This is a genomic window from Streptomyces parvulus (assembly GCF_014648855.1).
Lineage (GTDB): Bacteria > Actinomycetota > Actinomycetes > Streptomycetales > Streptomycetaceae > Streptomyces > Streptomyces parvulus.
In genome coordinates this window covers 413,990-431,264 of the sequence record NZ_BMRX01000009.1, presented here as the reverse complement: position 1 = coordinate 431,264, position 17,275 = coordinate 413,990, and the positions used below count along the sequence as shown (strand labels likewise).

Annotated in this window: 17 protein-coding genes; 14 read left to right on the top strand and 3 right to left on the bottom strand. The window is 72.1% G+C overall.

Features of this window, described 5'->3' with window-relative positions; translation table 11 throughout:
- Positions 1–80: 80 nt before the first annotated feature.
- The 9 genes from IE108_RS20270 (at position 81) to IE108_RS20230 (ending at position 7,800) form a co-directional block, all read left to right on the top strand.
- Positions 81–728, top strand: coding sequence for an HAD family hydrolase (locus IE108_RS20270; RefSeq protein ID WP_064731891.1), 648 nt, complete (start codon positions 81–83; stop codon positions 726–728).
- Positions 729–797: 69 nt separating this feature from the next.
- Positions 798–1,502, top strand: a complete 705-nt coding sequence (locus IE108_RS20265; RefSeq protein ID WP_064729155.1) for a VC0807 family protein — start codon at positions 798–800, stop codon at positions 1,500–1,502.
- 23 nt (positions 1,503–1,525) lie between these two features.
- Complete coding sequence (locus IE108_RS20260; protein WP_107420239.1) at positions 1,526–2,761, top strand: MFS transporter; 1,236 nt, start codon at positions 1,526–1,528, stop codon at positions 2,759–2,761.
- A complete protein-coding gene (locus tag IE108_RS20255) occupies positions 2,712–3,884 on the top strand; it encodes an acetoin utilization protein AcuC (protein WP_064729157.1) in 1,173 nt (390 codons plus the stop codon). The genes IE108_RS20260 and IE108_RS20255 overlap by 50 nt, the downstream gene beginning before the upstream one ends.
- Before the next feature lie 243 nt (positions 3,885–4,127).
- On the top strand, positions 4,128–4,943 hold the full coding sequence (locus IE108_RS20250; RefSeq protein ID WP_064729158.1) for a phosphatase: 816 nt from the start codon (positions 4,128–4,130) through the stop codon (positions 4,941–4,943).
- Positions 4,944–5,072: 129 nt separating this feature from the next.
- Entirely contained in the window at positions 5,073–5,285 is a 213-nt protein-coding gene (locus tag IE108_RS20245) for a helix-turn-helix domain-containing protein (RefSeq protein ID WP_004984898.1), read from the top strand.
- Between the two features lie 109 nt (positions 5,286–5,394).
- Positions 5,395–5,493 (top strand): 30S ribosomal protein bS22, encoded by a 99-nt coding sequence (locus tag IE108_RS20240; protein WP_003948845.1) that lies wholly within the window; start codon positions 5,395–5,397, stop codon positions 5,491–5,493.
- 169 nt (positions 5,494–5,662) lie between these two features.
- A complete protein-coding gene (locus IE108_RS20235) occupies positions 5,663–6,724 on the top strand; it encodes an NAD-dependent epimerase/dehydratase family protein (protein WP_064729159.1) in 1,062 nt (353 codons plus the stop codon).
- A gap of 14 nt (positions 6,725–6,738) precedes the next feature.
- The gene (locus tag IE108_RS20230) at positions 6,739–7,800 is read left to right on the top strand and encodes a lysophospholipid acyltransferase family protein (RefSeq protein WP_064729160.1); all 1,062 of its coding nucleotides are present in this window, start codon (positions 6,739–6,741) and stop codon (positions 7,798–7,800) included.
- Positions 7,801–7,866: 66 nt separating this feature from the next.
- Here the strand turns inward: IE108_RS20230 and IE108_RS20225 are convergent, their stop codons facing one another.
- The 3 genes from IE108_RS20225 to IE108_RS20215 form a co-directional block, all read right to left on the bottom strand.
- Positions 7,867–9,117: a DUF5667 domain-containing protein gene (locus IE108_RS20225; RefSeq protein ID WP_064729161.1), complete on the bottom strand. Its 1,251-nt coding sequence runs from the start codon at positions 9,115–9,117 to the stop codon at positions 7,867–7,869.
- Positions 9,118–9,390: 273 nt separating this feature from the next.
- Positions 9,391–10,185, bottom strand: a complete 795-nt coding sequence (locus IE108_RS20220; RefSeq protein ID WP_064729162.1) for an ECF subfamily RNA polymerase sigma factor, BldN family — start codon at positions 10,183–10,185, stop codon at positions 9,391–9,393.
- A 303-nt stretch (positions 10,186–10,488) separates the two neighbouring features.
- A complete protein-coding gene (locus IE108_RS20215) occupies positions 10,489–11,418 on the bottom strand; it encodes an HAD family hydrolase (protein ID WP_079163842.1) in 930 nt (309 codons plus the stop codon).
- A gap of 96 nt (positions 11,419–11,514) precedes the next feature.
- On the opposite strand from IE108_RS20215, the gene IE108_RS20210 reads away from it, so the two are divergent.
- The 5 genes from IE108_RS20210 (at position 11,515) to IE108_RS20190 (ending at position 17,254) form a co-directional block, all read left to right on the top strand.
- Positions 11,515–11,856, top strand: coding sequence for a glutaredoxin family protein (locus IE108_RS20210; protein ID WP_107420241.1), 342 nt, complete (start codon positions 11,515–11,517; stop codon positions 11,854–11,856).
- 274 nt (positions 11,857–12,130) lie between these two features.
- Positions 12,131–12,895, top strand: a complete 765-nt coding sequence (locus IE108_RS20205) for a redox-sensing transcriptional repressor Rex (protein ID WP_161343158.1) — start codon at positions 12,131–12,133, stop codon at positions 12,893–12,895.
- Positions 12,892–14,604, top strand: a complete 1,713-nt coding sequence (locus IE108_RS20200) for a glutamyl-tRNA reductase (protein ID WP_064729164.1) — start codon at positions 12,892–12,894, stop codon at positions 14,602–14,604. The genes IE108_RS20205 and IE108_RS20200 overlap by 4 nt, the downstream gene beginning before the upstream one ends.
- Positions 14,601–15,560 carry a hydroxymethylbilane synthase gene (hemC, locus tag IE108_RS20195; RefSeq protein WP_064729165.1) on the top strand — a complete coding sequence of 320 codons (960 nt, stop codon included), beginning with the start codon at positions 14,601–14,603 and terminating at the stop codon, positions 15,558–15,560. Before IE108_RS20200 ends, hemC begins: the two co-directional genes overlap by 4 nt.
- Positions 15,557–17,254 carry a bifunctional uroporphyrinogen-III C-methyltransferase/uroporphyrinogen-III synthase gene (locus IE108_RS20190; RefSeq protein ID WP_064729166.1) on the top strand — a complete coding sequence of 566 codons (1,698 nt, stop codon included), beginning with the start codon at positions 15,557–15,559 and terminating at the stop codon, positions 17,252–17,254. Before hemC ends, IE108_RS20190 begins: the two co-directional genes overlap by 4 nt.
- The last annotated feature ends 21 nt before the right edge of the window (positions 17,255–17,275 follow it).

Sequence of the window (17,275 nt, the reverse complement as noted above, 5' to 3'; positions counted from 1 at the left end):
GGACGCCGCCGAACAATCATTGCGAAGAAAGCCCCGCACCGGGAACGGTGCGGGGCTTTCTTGCGTTTAGGGTCGTGGTTATGCGCTACGACCTGGTTATCTTCGACAACGACGGGGTGCTCGTCGACAGCGAGCCGATCTCCAATCGCCTCCTCGCCGGCTATCTCACCGAGCTGGGGCATCCGACGTCGTACGAGGAATCCCTCCGGGACTACATGGGCTCCGCCATGCATCGCGTGCACGACATAGTGCTGGAGCGGACGGGGCGGCGGTTGCCCGAGGACTTCGACGACGTCTTCCACGGGCGGGTGTTCGCCGCTTTCGAGCGTGAACTGGAGCCGGTACCCGGGGCCGTCGGTGTGCTGGAGAAGCTCGCCGCGGACGGGGTGGCGTACTGCGTGGCCTCCTCCGGGAGCCACGAGCGGATTCGGGTCGGGCACCGGAAGACGGGGCTGGACCGGTTCTTCGACGACGGGCGGATCTTCAGCTCGCAGGACGTCGGCAAGGGGAAGCCGGCACCGGACCTGTTCCTGTACGCGGCCGAGCGGATGGGTGTGGCGCCGGGGCGGTGCGTCGTGGTCGAGGACAGTCCCCTGGGCGTGGAGGCCGCCGTCGCGGCCGGGATGGACGTGTACGGGTTCACCGCGATGACGCCGGCGTCGAGGCTCGCCGGGGCCGGGCGGCTGTTCGGGGACATGGCGGAGCTGGCGGACCTGCTGGCGGACTGACATTTGTCATGCGGAGCACTGGACGCTTGTTTCTACTGGAGGACCCGGTGCCGGCCCGACCCTGAGGGCATGACGACGAAGACGGGCACGGAACAGCAGCGCCAGGGCAAGCGCGGGACCCTCGTGTCGCTCCTCCTGGACGTGGGGGTGCCCATCGGGTCGTACTACGTGCTCAAGGGCGCGTTCGGGATGAGTGCGGTCGCCGCGCTCGGGTGGAGCAGCGTCGTGCCGGTGGTGCGCACAGGGTGGGGACTCGTCGGCCGGCGGGAGGTGAACGCGCTTCCGCTGCTCGTCCTGCTGGCCAACCTCGTCGGCCTGCTCCTCAGCTTCGAGACGGGCGACGCCCGTCTGATGCTGGTCAAGGACAGCGCGGTAGGCAGCATGGTGGGGTTCGTGCTGCTGGGGTCCGTGTTCTTGGGGCGGCCGATGATGACCGGGACCCTCAAGCCGTGGCTGGTCAAGGGGGACGCCGTACGGGAGGCCGCGTGGGTGCGGCTGCGGCGGGAGTCGCCAGCGTTCCGGCGGGCGGAGCTGCTGTTCTCCGGGGTGTGGGGGGCCGCGTTCGTCGGGGAGTGCGCGCTGCGGATCGTGGGGGTCTACTCGTTCCCGGTGGACACGATGGTGTGGCTCGGGACGGTCGTCATGATCGTGACGATGCTGGTGGCGTTCGTGGTGAGCGGGGCGCTCGGTGCCGGACCGATGGCCCACATGATCGGCGCCCACATCCGGGAAGCTGAGCGGAATTCATCTTTGGCCGGATCTACCCACGGGTAAGCCGGGGCCCTACGCTCGCCGCCATGACTGATGTGCTGCGGCGCGGCAGGGCTTCGCTCGCGTTCGGTTTCTTCGCCCAGGGCGTCGCCTTCGCCCTGCTGGTGACCCGTATCCCGGCCATCCAGGACCGGTACGGCGTCTCCGACGCGCTGCTGCCGGCCTTCCTCGCCGCGGTGCCGGTGCTGGCCGGCGCCGGGAGTGTGGCGACCGAGCGCCTGGTGCGGCGGGTGCGGCCGAGCCGGGTGCTGCGCTGGTCGCAGCCCGTCGTGCTGCTGTCCCTGCTCGGCGTCGGGGCCGGGGACCGGGTGGCGGCCCTCGCCCTGGCGCTGGGCGTCTTCGGGCTGGCCGTCGGGGCGCTGGACGCGTCGATGAACATGCTCGGGGTGAGTCTGCAACGGGCGTACGGGCGCAGCATCATGCTCGGGTTCCACGCCGCGTACAGCCTGGGCGGGATTCTCGGTGCCTCGCTGGCGTGGGCGGGGGCGCACTGGGATCTCGCGCTGTGGGTGTCGTATCTGCCGGTGGTCGTCGTGCTGTTGCCGGCCGCGCTGATCGGGAGCCGGTGGTACGTCGACGGGGACCGGGGCGGCGTCGCCGAGGCGCCCGGGAAGGACGGGGGCGGTGCGGACGTCGGGTTCAGGCTGCTGCTGCCGCTGTGCCTGGTGATGACGTTCGCCTACATCGGGGACTCGACCGTCTCCAACTGGAGCGCCAAGTACCTCCAGGACGTGCTGGGGAGTTCGGAGCAGCTCGCGACGGTGCCCTACAACGTGTACATGGTGACCACCCTGGTGGGGCGGGCCGTGGGGGACTTCGGTGTGCGGCGGTTCGGGGCCGTGGCGGTGGTGCGGGCCGGGGCGGTCGTCGCGGCGGTGGGGTTCGCGGTGGTGGCGGGGGCGCCGGGGGCCTGGGTGGGGATGCTCGGGTTCACGCTGCTGGGGCTGGGGTTGTGCGTGCTGGTGCCGCAGACGTTCGCCGCGGCGGGGCGGCTCGCGACCGACGCCGGCGGTCCCGGGGCGTCGGACGCCGCGGTGGCGCGGCTCAACGTGTTCAACTACGTCGGCTTCCTGATCGGTTCGCCGTTGGTGGGCGCGCTCGGGGACGCCTGGAGCTACCGCGGGGCGATGCTCGTACCGATGGTGTTGGTGCTGGTGACGGTGTTCTACGCCCGGTCGTTCGATGCTCAACCGGACCGATACGGTGGCGGGCATGAGCGGCCGCGCACAGCTGATGTGGGACGAGGCAGTAACGGGCTATGACTTCGGGCCGGAGCACCCGATGGATCCGGTCCGGCTGGCCCTGACGCGAAGTCTGGTCGGTGCCCTCGGGCTCGACCGGGAGGTGGAGGTCGTCGCGGCGCGGGCGGCCGGCGAGTCGACGTTGCGGCTCGTGCACCGGCAGGACTACATCGACGCGGTGAAGGCGGCGTCGCTGGACCCGGGCGCGGCGGATCCGGCGTACGGGCTGGGCACCGTCGACGACCCGGCCTTCGCCGGGATGCACGAGGTGTCCTCGTTGATCGCCGGGCAGTCGGTGGGGGCGGCGGAGGCGGTGTGGCGCGGGCAGGCGCTGCACGCGGTGAACTTCGCGGGCGGGCTGCACCACGCGATGCCGGGGGCGGCCTCCGGGTTCTGCGTGTACAACGACGCGGCGCTGGCCATCGCGCGGCTGCTGGAGCTGGGCGCCGAGCGGGTCGCGTACGTCGACGTGGACGTGCACCACGGGGACGGGGTGCAGGCGGCGTTCTGGGAGGACCCGCGCGTGCTGACGGTGTCGCTGCACGAGCATCCGCGGACGCTGTTCCCGCAGACCGGATGGCCCGAGGAGACGGGTGCGGAGTGCGCGGAGGGGTCGGCGGTGAACATCGCGCTGCCGGCGGGGACCGGGGACGCGGGGTGGGTGCGGGCGTTCCACGCGGTGGTGCCCGAGGTCCTCGCGGACTTCCGGCCCCAGGTGCTGGTGACGCAGCACGGGGCGGACACCCACTTCGAGGACCCGCTGGCGCACCTGGCGGTGTCGCTGGACGCGCAGCGGGCGGTGCAGGTGGCGTGTCACGAGCTGGCGCACGAGTACGCCGAGGGGCGTTGGGTGGCGCTCGGCGGGGGCGGGTACGCCGTGGTGGACGTGGTGCCGCGGTCGTGGGCGCACCTGGTGGGGATCGCGGCGGGGCGGCCGGTCGACCCGGAGACGGTGATCCCCGAGGGGTGGCGGCAGGAGGTGTACGCGCGGACGCGGCAGTTGGGGCCGATGCGGATGACCGATGGGCGGTGGCCGGTGGGGTGGGCCTCCTGGGAGGAGGGGTACGACCCCGCGGACCGGCTGGACCAGGCGGTCGTGGCGGCTCGGCGGGCGGTGTTTCCGTTGCGGGGGTTGTTGGCGTGACGGGGGTTGTCGGCGAGGCTCTTTGATCGGTGGGCCTGCGTCCGTGTGGGCCGGGAGGGGTTTCGCCGCCCGGCGTGGCGGGGTGCCTCCCCCACTCTCGGCTTCGCTCGAGCGGGGGGACCCCCACCGCCCACCCGTGCCGCCCTAGCGGCACGATTGCCCGCAGCTGGGGGATACGCCGTCCGTGGGTACGTTGCCCGGTTTCTCTCCCCCGGAGGGGCACGGCGCGGCAGCATCGGACGTGTGCTGACCCGTCGAGCTCTTCGGGCTCATCTGCTGGAGGCGCGGCTTGCCGGGGTGGTGGCGACCGCTCGGGAGGCGAGTCTGCGGAGTTACCGGTTGTTCGAGGCGCGGGACCCCCGGGTGCTGCTCGGCATCGATCCGGTGGGGGACTGGGGGCACCGGGAGCTGGTCGCCCTGATGGCGGAGAGGTGTGGGGTCTCGGCCGATCCGGCGGATACTTCGGGCCAGGACGTGATCGACCCGGAGCGCACCCTGGCGGCCCTGGACGCCTTCGCCGAACGGCTCGCGGCCGTCGCTCAGCGTCGTGGCCCCGTGCTCCTCGGCACCGGGCACCCGCATCGGCTGCTCGGTTTCTACGTCGCCTTGGCCGAGGCCCTGTCGTCGGCGGGATGTGCTCTCCTCACCCCGGCGCAGGGTCGCTCTGTCGACATATTGACCCGGTTCGGTCTACGCACACACACCCTCGACTACGTCCGGGGCGTCGCGTTGGTGCGCGGGGAAAGCCGTGGTCGCGCCGGTGGTGAGCCGGGCGCACACACTCACTCGCCGCTCCCGGTTCGGACCGCGCTGGCCGCCGCGGCGGAGACGGGCGGACCGCTGCCCGAGCTGGTGATCGGCGACCACGGGTGGGTCTGCGGAGCAGGTCAGCTGGGGTTCGAGGCGATCGGGCCGGCCGACACGGACGATCCGGCGCTCTTCGTCGGGGAGGCCGAGGGGCTCGTGTCCGTCGCCGTTCCACTTGATGACGCTGTGCGGTCGGAGTACTACCGGCCGCTTACCCGCTACGTACTCAATCGGGCGTGTCTGTCACGGTAGGGAAGCGATGGGTGCACCTCTTCCCCATTCGCATCACCCGCCCCTACATTGGGGAGTGAGCACGCAACGACGAAGAGTCACCGGAAGGGGAAGCCGGTGGCCGTCGAGTGCGGAAGGTTCAGGTGTGTCATGGCTGCAGCTGGCGAAAGGCCTCTGAACGAGGTTCAGTTCCTTACCGTGGCGGAAGTCGCCTCGGTGATGCGCGTGTCCAAGATGACCGTGTACCGGTTGGTGCACAGCGGTCATCTGCCCGCGATCCGGGTCGGACGGTCGTTCCGTGTCCCGGAGCAAGCGGTTCACGAGTACCTCCGCGAGAGCTATGTGGGGGTGGAAACGGCCTGACGGACCTCGATTACGACCTCAGCGCTCGGACCGGTAGGCTGGCCCCTCGTAGGTCGTGTGGGCCCATGGCGCTCACCAACCGAGTGATGAGAAGTGAGCGAGGATAGTCGTGGGCTCTGTTATCAAGAAGCGGCGCAAGCGGATGGCCAAGAAGAAGCACCGCAAGCTGCTGAAGCGCACGCGCGTTCAGCGTCGCAACAAGAAGTAGGCGACGCCGCGCCGTCAGCTCGTCCTGTGGCCCCCCACCGCATCCGGTGGGGGGCCACAGTCGTTTCCCGCGTCCGGCCGTCATCACAGCGCAACGCCGAGCGGCTAAGTTGGCCGGCGGGCGGGGAACGCGGCAGGGTACGCAGTAGGGCGGAAGGAAGGCGCGGATCTTGGGCAAGGTCGTGCTCGTGACCGGAGTGGCCCGGCAGCTGGGGGGCCGGTTCGTCCGGCGTGTCCAGCGTGACCCCGACGTGGACCGGGTCGTGGGCGTGGACGTCGTCCCGCCCGAGCACCATCTGGGCGGCGCGGAGTTCGTGCAGGCCGACATCCGCCAGTCGGCGATCGGGCGGGTGCTGGCGGAGACCGGCGCGGACACGGTCGTCCACCTCGACGTCACGGGCACCCCGCTGGTCAGCGGCAGCCGGACGTCGGTCAAGGAGACCAACGTCATCGGCACGATGCAGCTGCTCGGGGCCTGCCAGAAGTCGCCCACCGTGCGGCGGCTGGTGGTGAAGTCCAGTACGAACGTCTACGGGTCCGCGCCGCGCGACCCCGCCGTCTGCACCGAGACCACCACGCCCAAGTCCTTGCCCAGCGGCGGCTTCGCCAAGGACGCGGTCGAGGTCGAGGGGTACGTGCGGGGCTTCGCGCGCCGCCGGCCCGACGTGGCGGTGACCGTGCTGCGGTTCGCCAACATCCTCGGTCCGGACGCGGGCACGCCGCTCGCCTCGTACCTCGCGCTGCCGGTGCTGCCCACGGTGTTCGGCTACGACCCCCGGCTCCAGTTCGTGCACGAGGACGACGTGCTCGAGGTGCTGCGGATCTCCTCGCACGAGCCGCGGCGGGGGACGCTGAACAGCGGGACCTTCAACATCGCCGGTGACGGCGTGCTGCTGCTGTCCCAGTGCTCGCGGCGCCTCGGGCGGCCCACGGTGCCGCTGCCACTGCCGGCGGTCACCTGGGCGGGCTCGCTCGTGCGTACGCTGGGGATGACGGACTTCTCCCCCGAGCAGATCCGGCTGCTCACCCACGGGCGGGTGGTGGACACCACGCAGATGCGCGAGACGCTGGGGTTTCGGCCGCAGTACACGACGGCCGGGGCGTTCGCGGACTTCGCGCGCAGCCGCGGTGCCGGGCTGCTGCCCCCCGAGGCCCTCGCGGGGGCCGTCGACCGGATCGCGGAGTTGTCCCGGCGCAGCAGCGGCCACCTCCCGACGCAGAGCGCCAACTGAGGAGCGCATCAACGATGGCGGACGCCAAGGTCATTCCGTTCGACGACGACCGGTCGCGGGGGAGCGGTACGGGGGGTGCGAGCGGCGGCGCGGTGCCGCCGCCGGCCCGGCGGCGCGGTACGGGGGGCCGGCGCCCGGGTGCGGCGGAGCCCGCGCCGGTGCGCGAGGTGCGGCCACTGCCGGTGCCGGACACCGGGGAGCCGTCCGACGCGGCGGCGGCGGCGGACGGCGGGGACGGCGGCCTGGAGCGGCGGATCGCGGGCGGGCTGGCCTTCCTGCGGCGCCGGCTCACCGGGGAGTACGAGGTCGACGACTTCGGGTACGACGCCGAGCTGACCGACCAGGTGCTGATGTCCCTGCTGCGGCCGGTGTACGAGAACTACTTCCGGGTCGAGGTGAAGGGCGTCGAGAACATCCCGGCCGAGGGCGGTGCGCTGATCGTCGCCAACCACTCCGGGACGCTGCCGCTGGACGGCCTGATGATGCAGGTCGCCGTGCACGACCACCATCCGGCGGACCGGCACCTGCGGCTGCTGGCGGCGGACCTGGTGTTCGTACTGCCGGTGGTCAACGAGCTGGCCCGCAAGCTCGGGCACACGCTGGCCTGCGCGGAGGACGCCGAACGGCTGCTGGCGCAGGGCGAGCTGGTCGGGGTGATGCCGGAGGGCTTCAAGGGCATCGGCAAGCCCTTCGGTGAGCGGTACAAGCTCCAGCGCTTCGGTCGGGGCGGGTTCGTCTCCACGGCCCTGCGGCAGGGGGCGCCGATCATTCCGTGCTCGATCGTGGGCGCGGAGGAGATCTACCCGATGATCGGCAACTCCAAGACGCTGGCGCGGCTGCTGGGCTTCCCGTACTTCCCGCTCACGCCGACCTTCCCCTGGCTGGGTCCGCTGGGCGCGGTCCCGCTGCCGACGAAGTGGACCATCCAGTTCGGCGAGCCGATCCCCACGGACGGGTACGCGCCGGAGGCGGCGGAGGACCCGATGCTCATGTTCAACCTGACGGACCAGGTCAGGGAGCAGATCCAGCACACGCTCTACAAGCTGCTGGTGCAGCGGCGGTCGGTGTTCTTCTGAGGTCTGCCGACCCCCGCTGAACGGACCGGGGGGTGCCCCCTGCTGCCAGGGAGCACCCCACTCGGGTCAGTCCGCGTCCTCCGCCTCGATGCCCAGGCCGGGCAGGAGGCCCGGGAGCAGCGGGGGGAGGGTGACGTCCGGCTCGGCCGGGGGTGTGTCCTCGCCCCCCGTGGACGGCGAGGAGGGGCGGGTCTCCTGCTCGGGCGGATCGAGCAGGCCGCCGGTGCCGCCGCCGAGGAGGCCGTCGTCCTCCTGGCCGGAGTCCGCCGACTCGCTGGGCCCGCGGCTGTCGGTGCGGCCCCGGTCGGAGGTGCCGGAGTCGCCGGTGCCGGGGGCCGAGGACCGGCCGTTGCCCGGGGCCTCGGTGGTCGCCGAGCCGGAATTGCCCGGCCGGCCGCCGGTGCCGCGCTCGTCGTCCGGGGAGGGCGGTCGCGGCAGCATCGACTGCAGCGGCGCCACGTCATCGTCTATGGCGTCGAACACCGACGACACCTGCTCACTGACGTCCCCGAGCTGCACGGGCAGCCGCTCCCGGAGCGCTCCCCAGGTCTCCCGATGGGAACGGGAGAAGGAGGACAGGGCCTGCATGGGGGCGAGCGAGTCGGGGTCGTGCGCGTAGGCCGCGCTGAGCAGGCGGTGTCCCTCGGAGGCGTCGTGCTGCACGCCGGAGAGGGCGCGGCGGATCTCGGCGAGCGACTCGTGGTCGAGGGGGCCGCTGCGGCCGCGCTCCATCAGCCGTCGGGCCTCGCCCAGCCTGGTGGAGGCCCGGTCCAGGTAGGCCCGGCCGCGCTCGTCGTTCCCGTCGGCGAGGCCGAGGCGGAAATCCTCTATGCCGCGCTTGAGGCCGTACAGCGAGTCGCCGGGCAGGGCGTCCGAGCTGGCGGCGGCGACTCCGCCGAAGGCACCGGCGGCGACGCTCACGCTCAGGCCGCCCGCGGTGAGGCCCTTGGCCAGTCGCGAGCGGGGACGGAACCGGCTCAGCGGGGCCGCCCGATGGCTGCCGCGCGCCCGGCGTTGCTCGGGTACCGACGTGTCCCCCGCCCCACCGCCCGCGGTGCCCTCCTGCAGCATGGCCTCGAACGCGGCCACCAGCTGGGCTCGCTGGACGACCTTGACCTCGGGATCCAGCTGTGGCCGGGGCAGCGTCTCCAGACCCTGGGCGAGGGTCATCAGATGACCCTGCTCGGTCGGATCCGCGGTGTCCCCGGCGGTCGCCGGTCCTCCGGACTGCTCGGCCGCCGCCCCGGGATCGGACTGCTCCTCCAGAGCCTGGGCGAAGGCGTTCGCCCGCCGGTGCGCCGATACGTTCGCGATCACTGGCGGCACCTCCTCTCGTCATGACGGTCGACTCCCCAGGGGGTCCTGAGGGTTGCACGCCCCGGTCGGAACCATCCGATCGGGTGATCGGAATCGGCCGGGGAGTGACCACAGGGAGCCTGCATCCCGCACAACGAGCGGCGCGGCACTTGGGTTACGGACGGTGGGTGATCGGACCGCGGTCTCAACAGACTTTCACCGATGGTCACTTGGGGAATGCGGAGGGTGAGGGGCGGCCGCGGGGCCCTCGGGGGACCCGTCGGCGCCGGTGGCTCAGCGTGCGTCGTCCGGCAGCAGCCGGGCGAGGGTGCGCACGGCCCGGTACTGGAGCGTCTTGATGGCGCCCTCGTTCTTGCCCATGACGCGGGCGGTCTCGGCGACCGAGAGACCCTGGAGGAAGCGCAGCGTGACGCACTCCTGCTGCTGCGGATTGAGCCGTCGTACCGCCTCCAGCAGGGCGGCGTTGGAGAGGGATTCGAGGACGGAGTCCTCGGGGGACCGCTCGACCTCGTTGGCGTCGAGCATCTCGCCGGTGGTGACCTCCAGCCGGAAGCGGCTGGACTTGAAGTGGTCGGCGACGAGGTTGCGGGCGATGGTCACCAGCCAGGCGCCGAAGTCGCGCCCCTGCCAGGTGAAGGTGCCGATGCGCCGCAGGGCCCGCAGAAAGGTCTCACTGGTGAGGTCCTCGGCGGTCGCCTTGCCGCCCACGCGGTAGTAGATGTAGCGGTAGACGGTGTCGCTGTACTGGTCGTAGAGCCGGCCGAAGGCGTCGGCCTCGCCGGCCTGCGCCCGTTCGACCAGGTCCATCATGCGGGCGCTGTCGCTGTCCGCGGCGGGGCGGCGGTGGGTGGTGGCGCCGGCCCCGGACGAGGACGACCGCGCGCGTCTGCCGACGGCGGCGCTTCCTTCGGCCAGCGCGTAGCACGGACCGGCGGGCGCGGCGGCCGCGGCGAGGGCGGGGACGGCGTACGCGGTGGGGACGAAACCACGCAAGAGGTCTTGGGCTGATTTGACCGTTGCGCGCAGCGTAGCCAGGCCCGAGGCGTCAACCCCGACGTGTGGGTACACGGGACTCCCAGAGGCAGAGCTTGCATCACGTGCAGTTCGGAACCGTTCACCCGTCGTGGCGAAGGTGGGGTACCGGAATGCGTCTGAGGAGAATAACGCTTCGTGCAGGCACTGCTACGCCCAGTTGCTCAAATCATCGATTACGTCGCTTCTGTGCCCGATTGACGCTCGATCAGATGCGACAGAGTGATCAGCGAATGACCGAAACCGTTCGGATTCGGTGTGGCTACAGAGCGTGTTGTGGCCGATGTGAGGAAGCGGGACTGGGAAGGGCGTCCGGCGGGTACGTCACCCGGCTTGGGGTCAGCGACGGCGGCGGTGCAGCGCGATGGCCGCCGCGGTGCCGCCCGCCACGGCGCCGACGCCCGCGGCCGCGGGGATGCCGACCTTGGCGGCCTTGCGGCCGGTGCGGTAGTCGCGCAGCCGCCACTCCAGCTCCCGGGCGTGCTTGCGCAGCTTGGAGTCGGGGTTGATGGCGTACGGGTGTCCGACCAGCGACAGCATCGGGATGTCGTTGTGCGAGTCGCTGTAGGCGGCGCAGCGGGACAGGTCCAGGTGCTCCGCCGTGGCCAGCGCGCGTACCGCCTCGGCCTTCGCCGGCCCGTGCAGGGGCTCGCCGACCAGCTTGCCGGTGTAGACGCCGCCGACGGACTCGGCGACCGTGCCGAGCGCACCGGTCAGGCCGAGGCGGCGGGCGATCACCTGGGCGATCTCCACCGGGGCCGCCGTGACCAGCCAGACCTTCTGCCCGGCGTCCAGGTGGGCCTGGGCCAGGGCGCGGGTGCCGGGCCAGATCCGCTCGGCCATGTACTCGTCGTAGATCTCCTCGCCGATGGACTTCAGCTCGGAGACGCGGTGCCCCTTGACGATGGAGAGCGCGGAGTCGCGGGCGTCCTGCATGTGCTCCGGGTCCTCGAGCCCGGCCAGCCGGAAGTACGCCTGCTGCCAGGCGAAGCGGGCCAGGTCGCGGGTCTCGAAGAACTTCCGCTTGTACAGGCCCCGGCCGAAGTGGAAGATCGCGGCGCCCTGCATCACGGTGTTGTCCAGGTCGAAGAAGGCCGCGGCCCGCTCGTCGCCGTGGACCGGGAAGTCCGGCTCCCCGGAGTCGGGCGGCGCGGTCTCCTCGGCGGCCCGGGCGGACTTGCGCGCCGCCTCCGCCGAGGCCTCGCCTGCCAACACGCTCCGCGCCGTGGCGGAGCGCCTACGGGGAGAGAGCCATCCGAGAGCGCCCATGTCCGTGAGCATAGCCAGTTTGTTCGGAGGCTTCGGAGTCGAGAGGTTCGCAGGCTGTGAACTCTTCACGACCGGGTCGTTAAGGGGCGCGCGAGAATGGCGGGCATGAGTCCCCTCTTCCGCCGCAAGCCCGCCGAGGCCCCGCAGACCCCTGGGGCCCCGCACTCCGCCCAGTCCCCTGAGCATTCCGAGAACCATCTCGTCACCCTCATCCGCAAACCCGGCTGTCACCTGTGTGATGACGCACAGCTCGTCGTCGAGAAGGTCTGCGCCGACCTGGGTGTCCCCTGGGAGGGGAAGGACATCACCCGGGACCGCCGACTCCACGACCAGTACTGGGAGCAGATTCCGGTCGTCCTGGTCGACGGCAGGCAGCACACCTTCTGGCGTGTGAACGAGGAACGGCTGCGCAAGGCACTGACCGACCAGTCCAAGTAGTCCGTATGGTCGCTTAGGATCGATGGTGACCAGGTCTCGGGGGCGTTGATCGTGAGGAGCGTGTACGGCTTTGCCCCCGATGAGTGAGGAACGAGGGTGCGTATGCGCCGGTTCCCGTTCCGTGCGCCGGGGGCGCGTGACCCCGGTCACGTTGGCCGGGCAAATCGGACACCATCTTTGTGCACGCGTTCACAAAGACATAGCCTGCATTCGACGGGGCGGTCATGTAGGGACGTATGACCGCCTACAGCCCCGCTCTACCCGCAGGAGCACCGTGGCAACTGGCCGAACACACCGACCGGCGACCCGCAGCCGAGGGATTCCCGAGGCCACCGTCGCCAGGCTTCCGCTGTACCTCCGCGCCCTCACCGCGCTCTCCGAGCGCTCGGTGCCCACGGTCTCCTCCGAGGAGCTGGCGGCCGCGGCCGGGGTCAACTCCGCGAAGCTCCGCAAGGACTTCTCCTACCTCGGCTCCTACGGGACCCGCGGCGTCGGCTACGACGTCGAGTATCTCGTCTACCAGATCTCCCGTGAACTCGGTCTCACGCAGGACTGGCCGGTTGTGATCGTCGGTATCGGTAACCTCGGTGCCGCCCTCGCCAACTACGGCGGCTTCGCCTCCCGCGGTTTCCGGGTCGCCGCGCTCATCGACGCCGACCCGCAGATGGCCGGAAAGCCCGTGGCCGGCATCCCGGTGCAGCACACGGACGAGCTGGAGAAGATCATCGACGACGACGGTGTGTCGATCGGCGTGATCGCGACCCCCGCCGGCGCCGCCCAGCAGGTCTGCGACCGCCTCGTGGCGGCCGGCGTCACCTCCATCCTGAACTTCGCGCCGACCGTGCTGAACGTCCCCGAGGGCGTCGACGTGCGCAAGGTCGACCTCTCCATCGAGCTGCAGATCCTCGCCTTCCACGAGCAGCGCAAGGCCGGCGAGGAGGCCGCCGCCGACGGCGTCGTACCGCCCGCCGTCGCCCGCAAGCAGCGCCCCACCGACCAGGGACCCGACGGGGACGTACCCGCCGTGATGCCGGCATGAGTCTCCTCGTCGTCGGTCTGAGCCACCGCAGCGCCCCCGTCAGCGTCCTGGAGCGGGCGTCCCTCGGTGAGGAGGCGCAGCTCAAGCTGTTGCAGGACACGGTCGCCGCCGAACCGGCCACCGAGGCCGCGGTGCTGGCCACCTGCAACCGCATCGAGCTGTACGCGGACGTGGACAAGTTCCACGCCGGTGTCGCCGAGCTGTCCACGCTGCTCGCCCAGCACAGCGGCGTCGGCCTGGAGGAGCTCACCCCCCACCTCTACGTGCACTACGAGGACCGCGCCGTCCACCACCTGTTCTCGGTGGCCTGCGGGCTCGACTCGATGGTGGTCGGCGAGGGGCAGATCCTCGGCCAGATAAAGGACTCGCTGGCCCGCGCCCAGGACCTGCACACCGCCGGGCGCCTGCTCAACGACCTGTTCCAGCAGGCGCTGCGGGTCGGCAAGCGCGCCCACTCCGAGACCGGCATCGACCGCGCCGGTCAGTCCCTGGTCACCTTCGGCCTGGAGCAGCTGGCCGCGGGGGCCGACTCACAGACCTGGGCGCGGGGCAAGAAGGCCCTGGTCATCGGCGCCGGCTCGATGTCGTCGCTGGCCGCGGCGACGCTGGCGCGGGCCGGGGTCGCCGAGATCGTGGTCGCCAACCGCACCTTCGAGCGCGCCGAGCGCCTCGCGCGGATCCTCTCCGAGGGCGACGACACGGACGTGCTGGCCCGCGCGGTACCGATGGACGCGGTGCCGTTCGAGCTGACACGTGCCGACGTGGCCGTCTCCTGCACCGGCGCGACCGGCCTCGTCCTCACCGCCGACTCCGTCGCCGCGACGGTGGAGGGCCGCACCGGCGCCCCCGCCGCCGAGGCCGGCCCCGGCGCCGTACGGGACGAGCCGGAGGCCGCCGCCGTGCCGCTGCCGGCGCCCGGTGCCGCCGGCGACGAGAACTGCCCGCTGGACCTGTCCACCGTGCCGACCGGCTTCTCCGTCATGGGCGAGGCTGCCGTGGCCGGCCTGGACGCGGCGACGCTGGAGCAGCACGGGGCCTGGGCCGCGGGCGGCGCGGTGGTGGACCGGCCGCGCGAGACCGGTCGGCCGGGGCCCGAGGCGGACGCCGAGCTGATCGGCGCGCTCGCCGCGACCGCCGCGACCGCCGGCCGGATTCCCGAGCGCCGCCGGCCCGAGCCGGTCGCCGACGTGCCGCGCCCGGAGCCCGTGCTCTTCCTGCTGGACCTCGCGATGCCGCGGGACATCGACGCCGCCGTGCACCGGCTGGCCGGAGTGCGCCTGGTCGACATCGAGTCCCTCGCCGACGCCTCCGCCGACGCCCCGATGGCCGCCGACGTCGACACGGTCCGCGGCATCGTCGCCGACGAGGTCGCCGCCTTCGGCGCCGCCCAGCGGGCCGCGCACATCACGCCCACCGTGGTCGCCCTGCGCAGCATGGCCGCCGAGGTGGTGGCCGCCGAGATGGCCCGCCTCGACGGACGGCTGCCCGGCCTCGACGGCAAGCACCGCGCCGAGATCACCCAGACCGTCAAGCGTGTGGTCGACAAGCTGCTGCACGCGCCGACGGTACGGGTCAAGCAGCTCGCGGCCGAGCCCGGCGGCGCCGGGTACGCGGACGCGCTGCGCACCCTGTTCGACCTCGACCAGGAGACGGTGGCCTCCGTCTCCCGCGCCGAGAACAGCACTGAGAAGAACCGAGGGCCGGCATGACTGAGAAGGCACTGAGGCTGGGGACGAGGCGGAGCAAGCTCGCCATGGCCCAGTCCGGGCAGGTGGCGGACGCCGTGAGCCAGGTGACCGGTCGGCCCGTTGAGCTGGTCGAGATCACCACGTACGGCGACGTGTCGCGCGAGCACCTGGCGCAGATCGGCGGCACGGGCGTGTTCGTCGCCGCACTGCGCGACGCGCTGCTGCGGGGTGACGTGGACTTCGCGGTTCACTCGCTCAAGGACCTCCCCACCGCGCAGCACGAGGGCCTGGTGGTGGCGGCCGTACCCGAGCGCGAGGACCCGCGCGACGTGGTCGTCGCCCGGGACGCGCGCAAGCTGACCGACCTCCCGCGCGGCGCGCGCATAGGCACCGGCGCACCGCGCCGCATGGCGCAGCTCAACGCGTACGCCCGCACGCACGGGCTGGAGATCGAGACGGTCCCGATCCGGGGCAACGTCGACACCCGCATCGGATACGTCCGCAGCGGGGAGCTGGACGCCGTCGTGCTGGCCGCCGCCGGGCTGAACCGGGTGGGCCGCATCGACGAGGTGACCGACTTCCTGTCGGTCGACACGGTTTTGCCGGCCCCCGGCCAGGGGGCACTCGCGATCGAGTGCGCGGCGGACAACGCCTCGCTGATCGCCGCGCTCGCCGAACTCGACGACCCGTTCACGCGGGTCGCCGTAACGGCCGAGCGGTCACTGCTCGCCGCCCTGGAGGCCGGTTGCAGCGCCCCTGTGGGCGCCTTGGCCGACCTTCTGGCCGACGGGCAGACTGTCAAGGAGATGCGCCTGCGCGGCGTCGTCGGCACGACCGACGGCTCGACGCTGGTGCAGCTGTCCACCACCGGTCCCGTGCCCGAGACGCACGAGGCGGCGCTGGCACTCGGTCGCGAACTCGCCACCGAGATGCTCGCCCAGGGCGCGGCCGGTCTGATGGGGGAGCGAGCACATTGAGCCCCACCACCTTTCCCGCCGGTCCGGAACACGGGCACGTCACCTTCCTGGGTGCCGGACCCGGAGATCCGGGACTGCTGACTCTGCGCGCCGTGGAGGCGCTGTCGCACGCGGACGTCCTCGTCGCCGAGCACGAGGTGCTCGACGTCGTACGCACGCACGCCCGGCAGGGCGTGTCCGAGGTGCACACGGATGCCGATCCGTCGGATCCGGGCACAGGCGCGCCCCAGCTGAAGGTAGTTGACGGAGCGTCAACGACCTCGGGCGTCCCCGCCGTGCGGGATGCCGCACATCTTGTCATGGAGGCCGCGCGGGGCGGCAGGCGGGTCGTGCGTGCGGTGACCGGTGACCCCGGGCTCGACGCGTACGCCGCCGAGGAGATGCTGGCCTGCGCCGCGGCCGGGGTGCCCTTCGAGGTGGTCCCGGGCATCGCGAACGCCGTCGGCGTGCCCGCGTACGCCGGTGTGCCGCTGCGGGACGCCGAGGGCGCCGACGTGCGGTTCGTGGACGCCCGTACGGCTTCCGGCCGGTGCTGGACCGAGGTCGGTGCCTCGGACGGCACGGTCGTCGTCTCGACGACGCTGGACTCGGTGGCCGCGGCCGCGGGTGAGCTGGTGTCGGCGGGCCGCAAGCCGGACACGCCGCTGACGGTGACGATCGCCGGCACGACGACCCGGCAGCGGACCTGGACCGCCACGCTCGGCACGGTCGCGCAGACGCTGAAGCAGGCGAAGGTGCTGCCGTCGCCGGACGGCGGCCGCCCGGTGATAGCCGTGGTCGGTGAGCGCTCCGCCCCCGCCCGCCGCGACCAGTTGTCGTGGTTCGAGTCCAAGCCGCTGTTCGGCTGGAAGGTCCTCGTGCCGCGGACGAAGGAGCAGGCGGCGTCGCTCTCCGACCAGCTGACGTCCTACGGCGCCGTGCCGCACGAGGTCCCGACCATCGCGGTGGAGCCGCCGCGCACCCCGCAGCAGATGGAGCGGGCGGTCAAGGGCCTGGTCACGGGCCGCTACGAGTGGATCGCGTTCACCTCGGTCAACGCGGTGAAGGCGGTCCGGGAGAAGTTCGAGGAGTACGGGCTCGACGCCCGCGCCTTCGCCGGGATCAAGGTCGCCGCGGTCGGCGAGCAGACGGCCAACGCGCTCGTCGCCTTCGGCGTGAAGCCGGACCTGGTGCCGAGCGGCGAGCAGTCCGCGGCCGGTCTGCTGGAGGACTGGCCGCCCTACGACCCGGTCTTCGACCCGATCGACCGCGTCTTCCTGCCCCGGGCCGACATCGCCACGGAGACCCTGGTGGCCGGGCTGATCGAGCTGGGCTGGGAGGTCGACGACGTCACGGCCTACCGGACGGTGCGCGCCTCGCCGCCGCCGGCCACCACCCGCGAGGCGATCAAGGGCGGCGGCTTCGACGCGGTGCTCTTCACGTCGTCGTCGACGGTCCGCAACCTGGTCGGCATCGCGGGCAAGCCGCACAACGTCACGGTGATCGCGTGCATCGGCCCGGCGACGGCCAAGACGGCCGAGGAGCACGGTCTGCGGGTCGACGTCATGGCCCCGGAGCCGTCGGTGCTGAAGCTGGCGGAGGCCCTGGCCGACTTCGGCAACCGGCGCCGCGCGGCGGCCCTGGAGGCCGGCGACCCGGTGACCCGGCCGAGCGAACGGCGGCCGGGGGCACGCAGGCGGCGGTCCTCCACGTGAGGTGAGCGGGGCGTCCCCTTG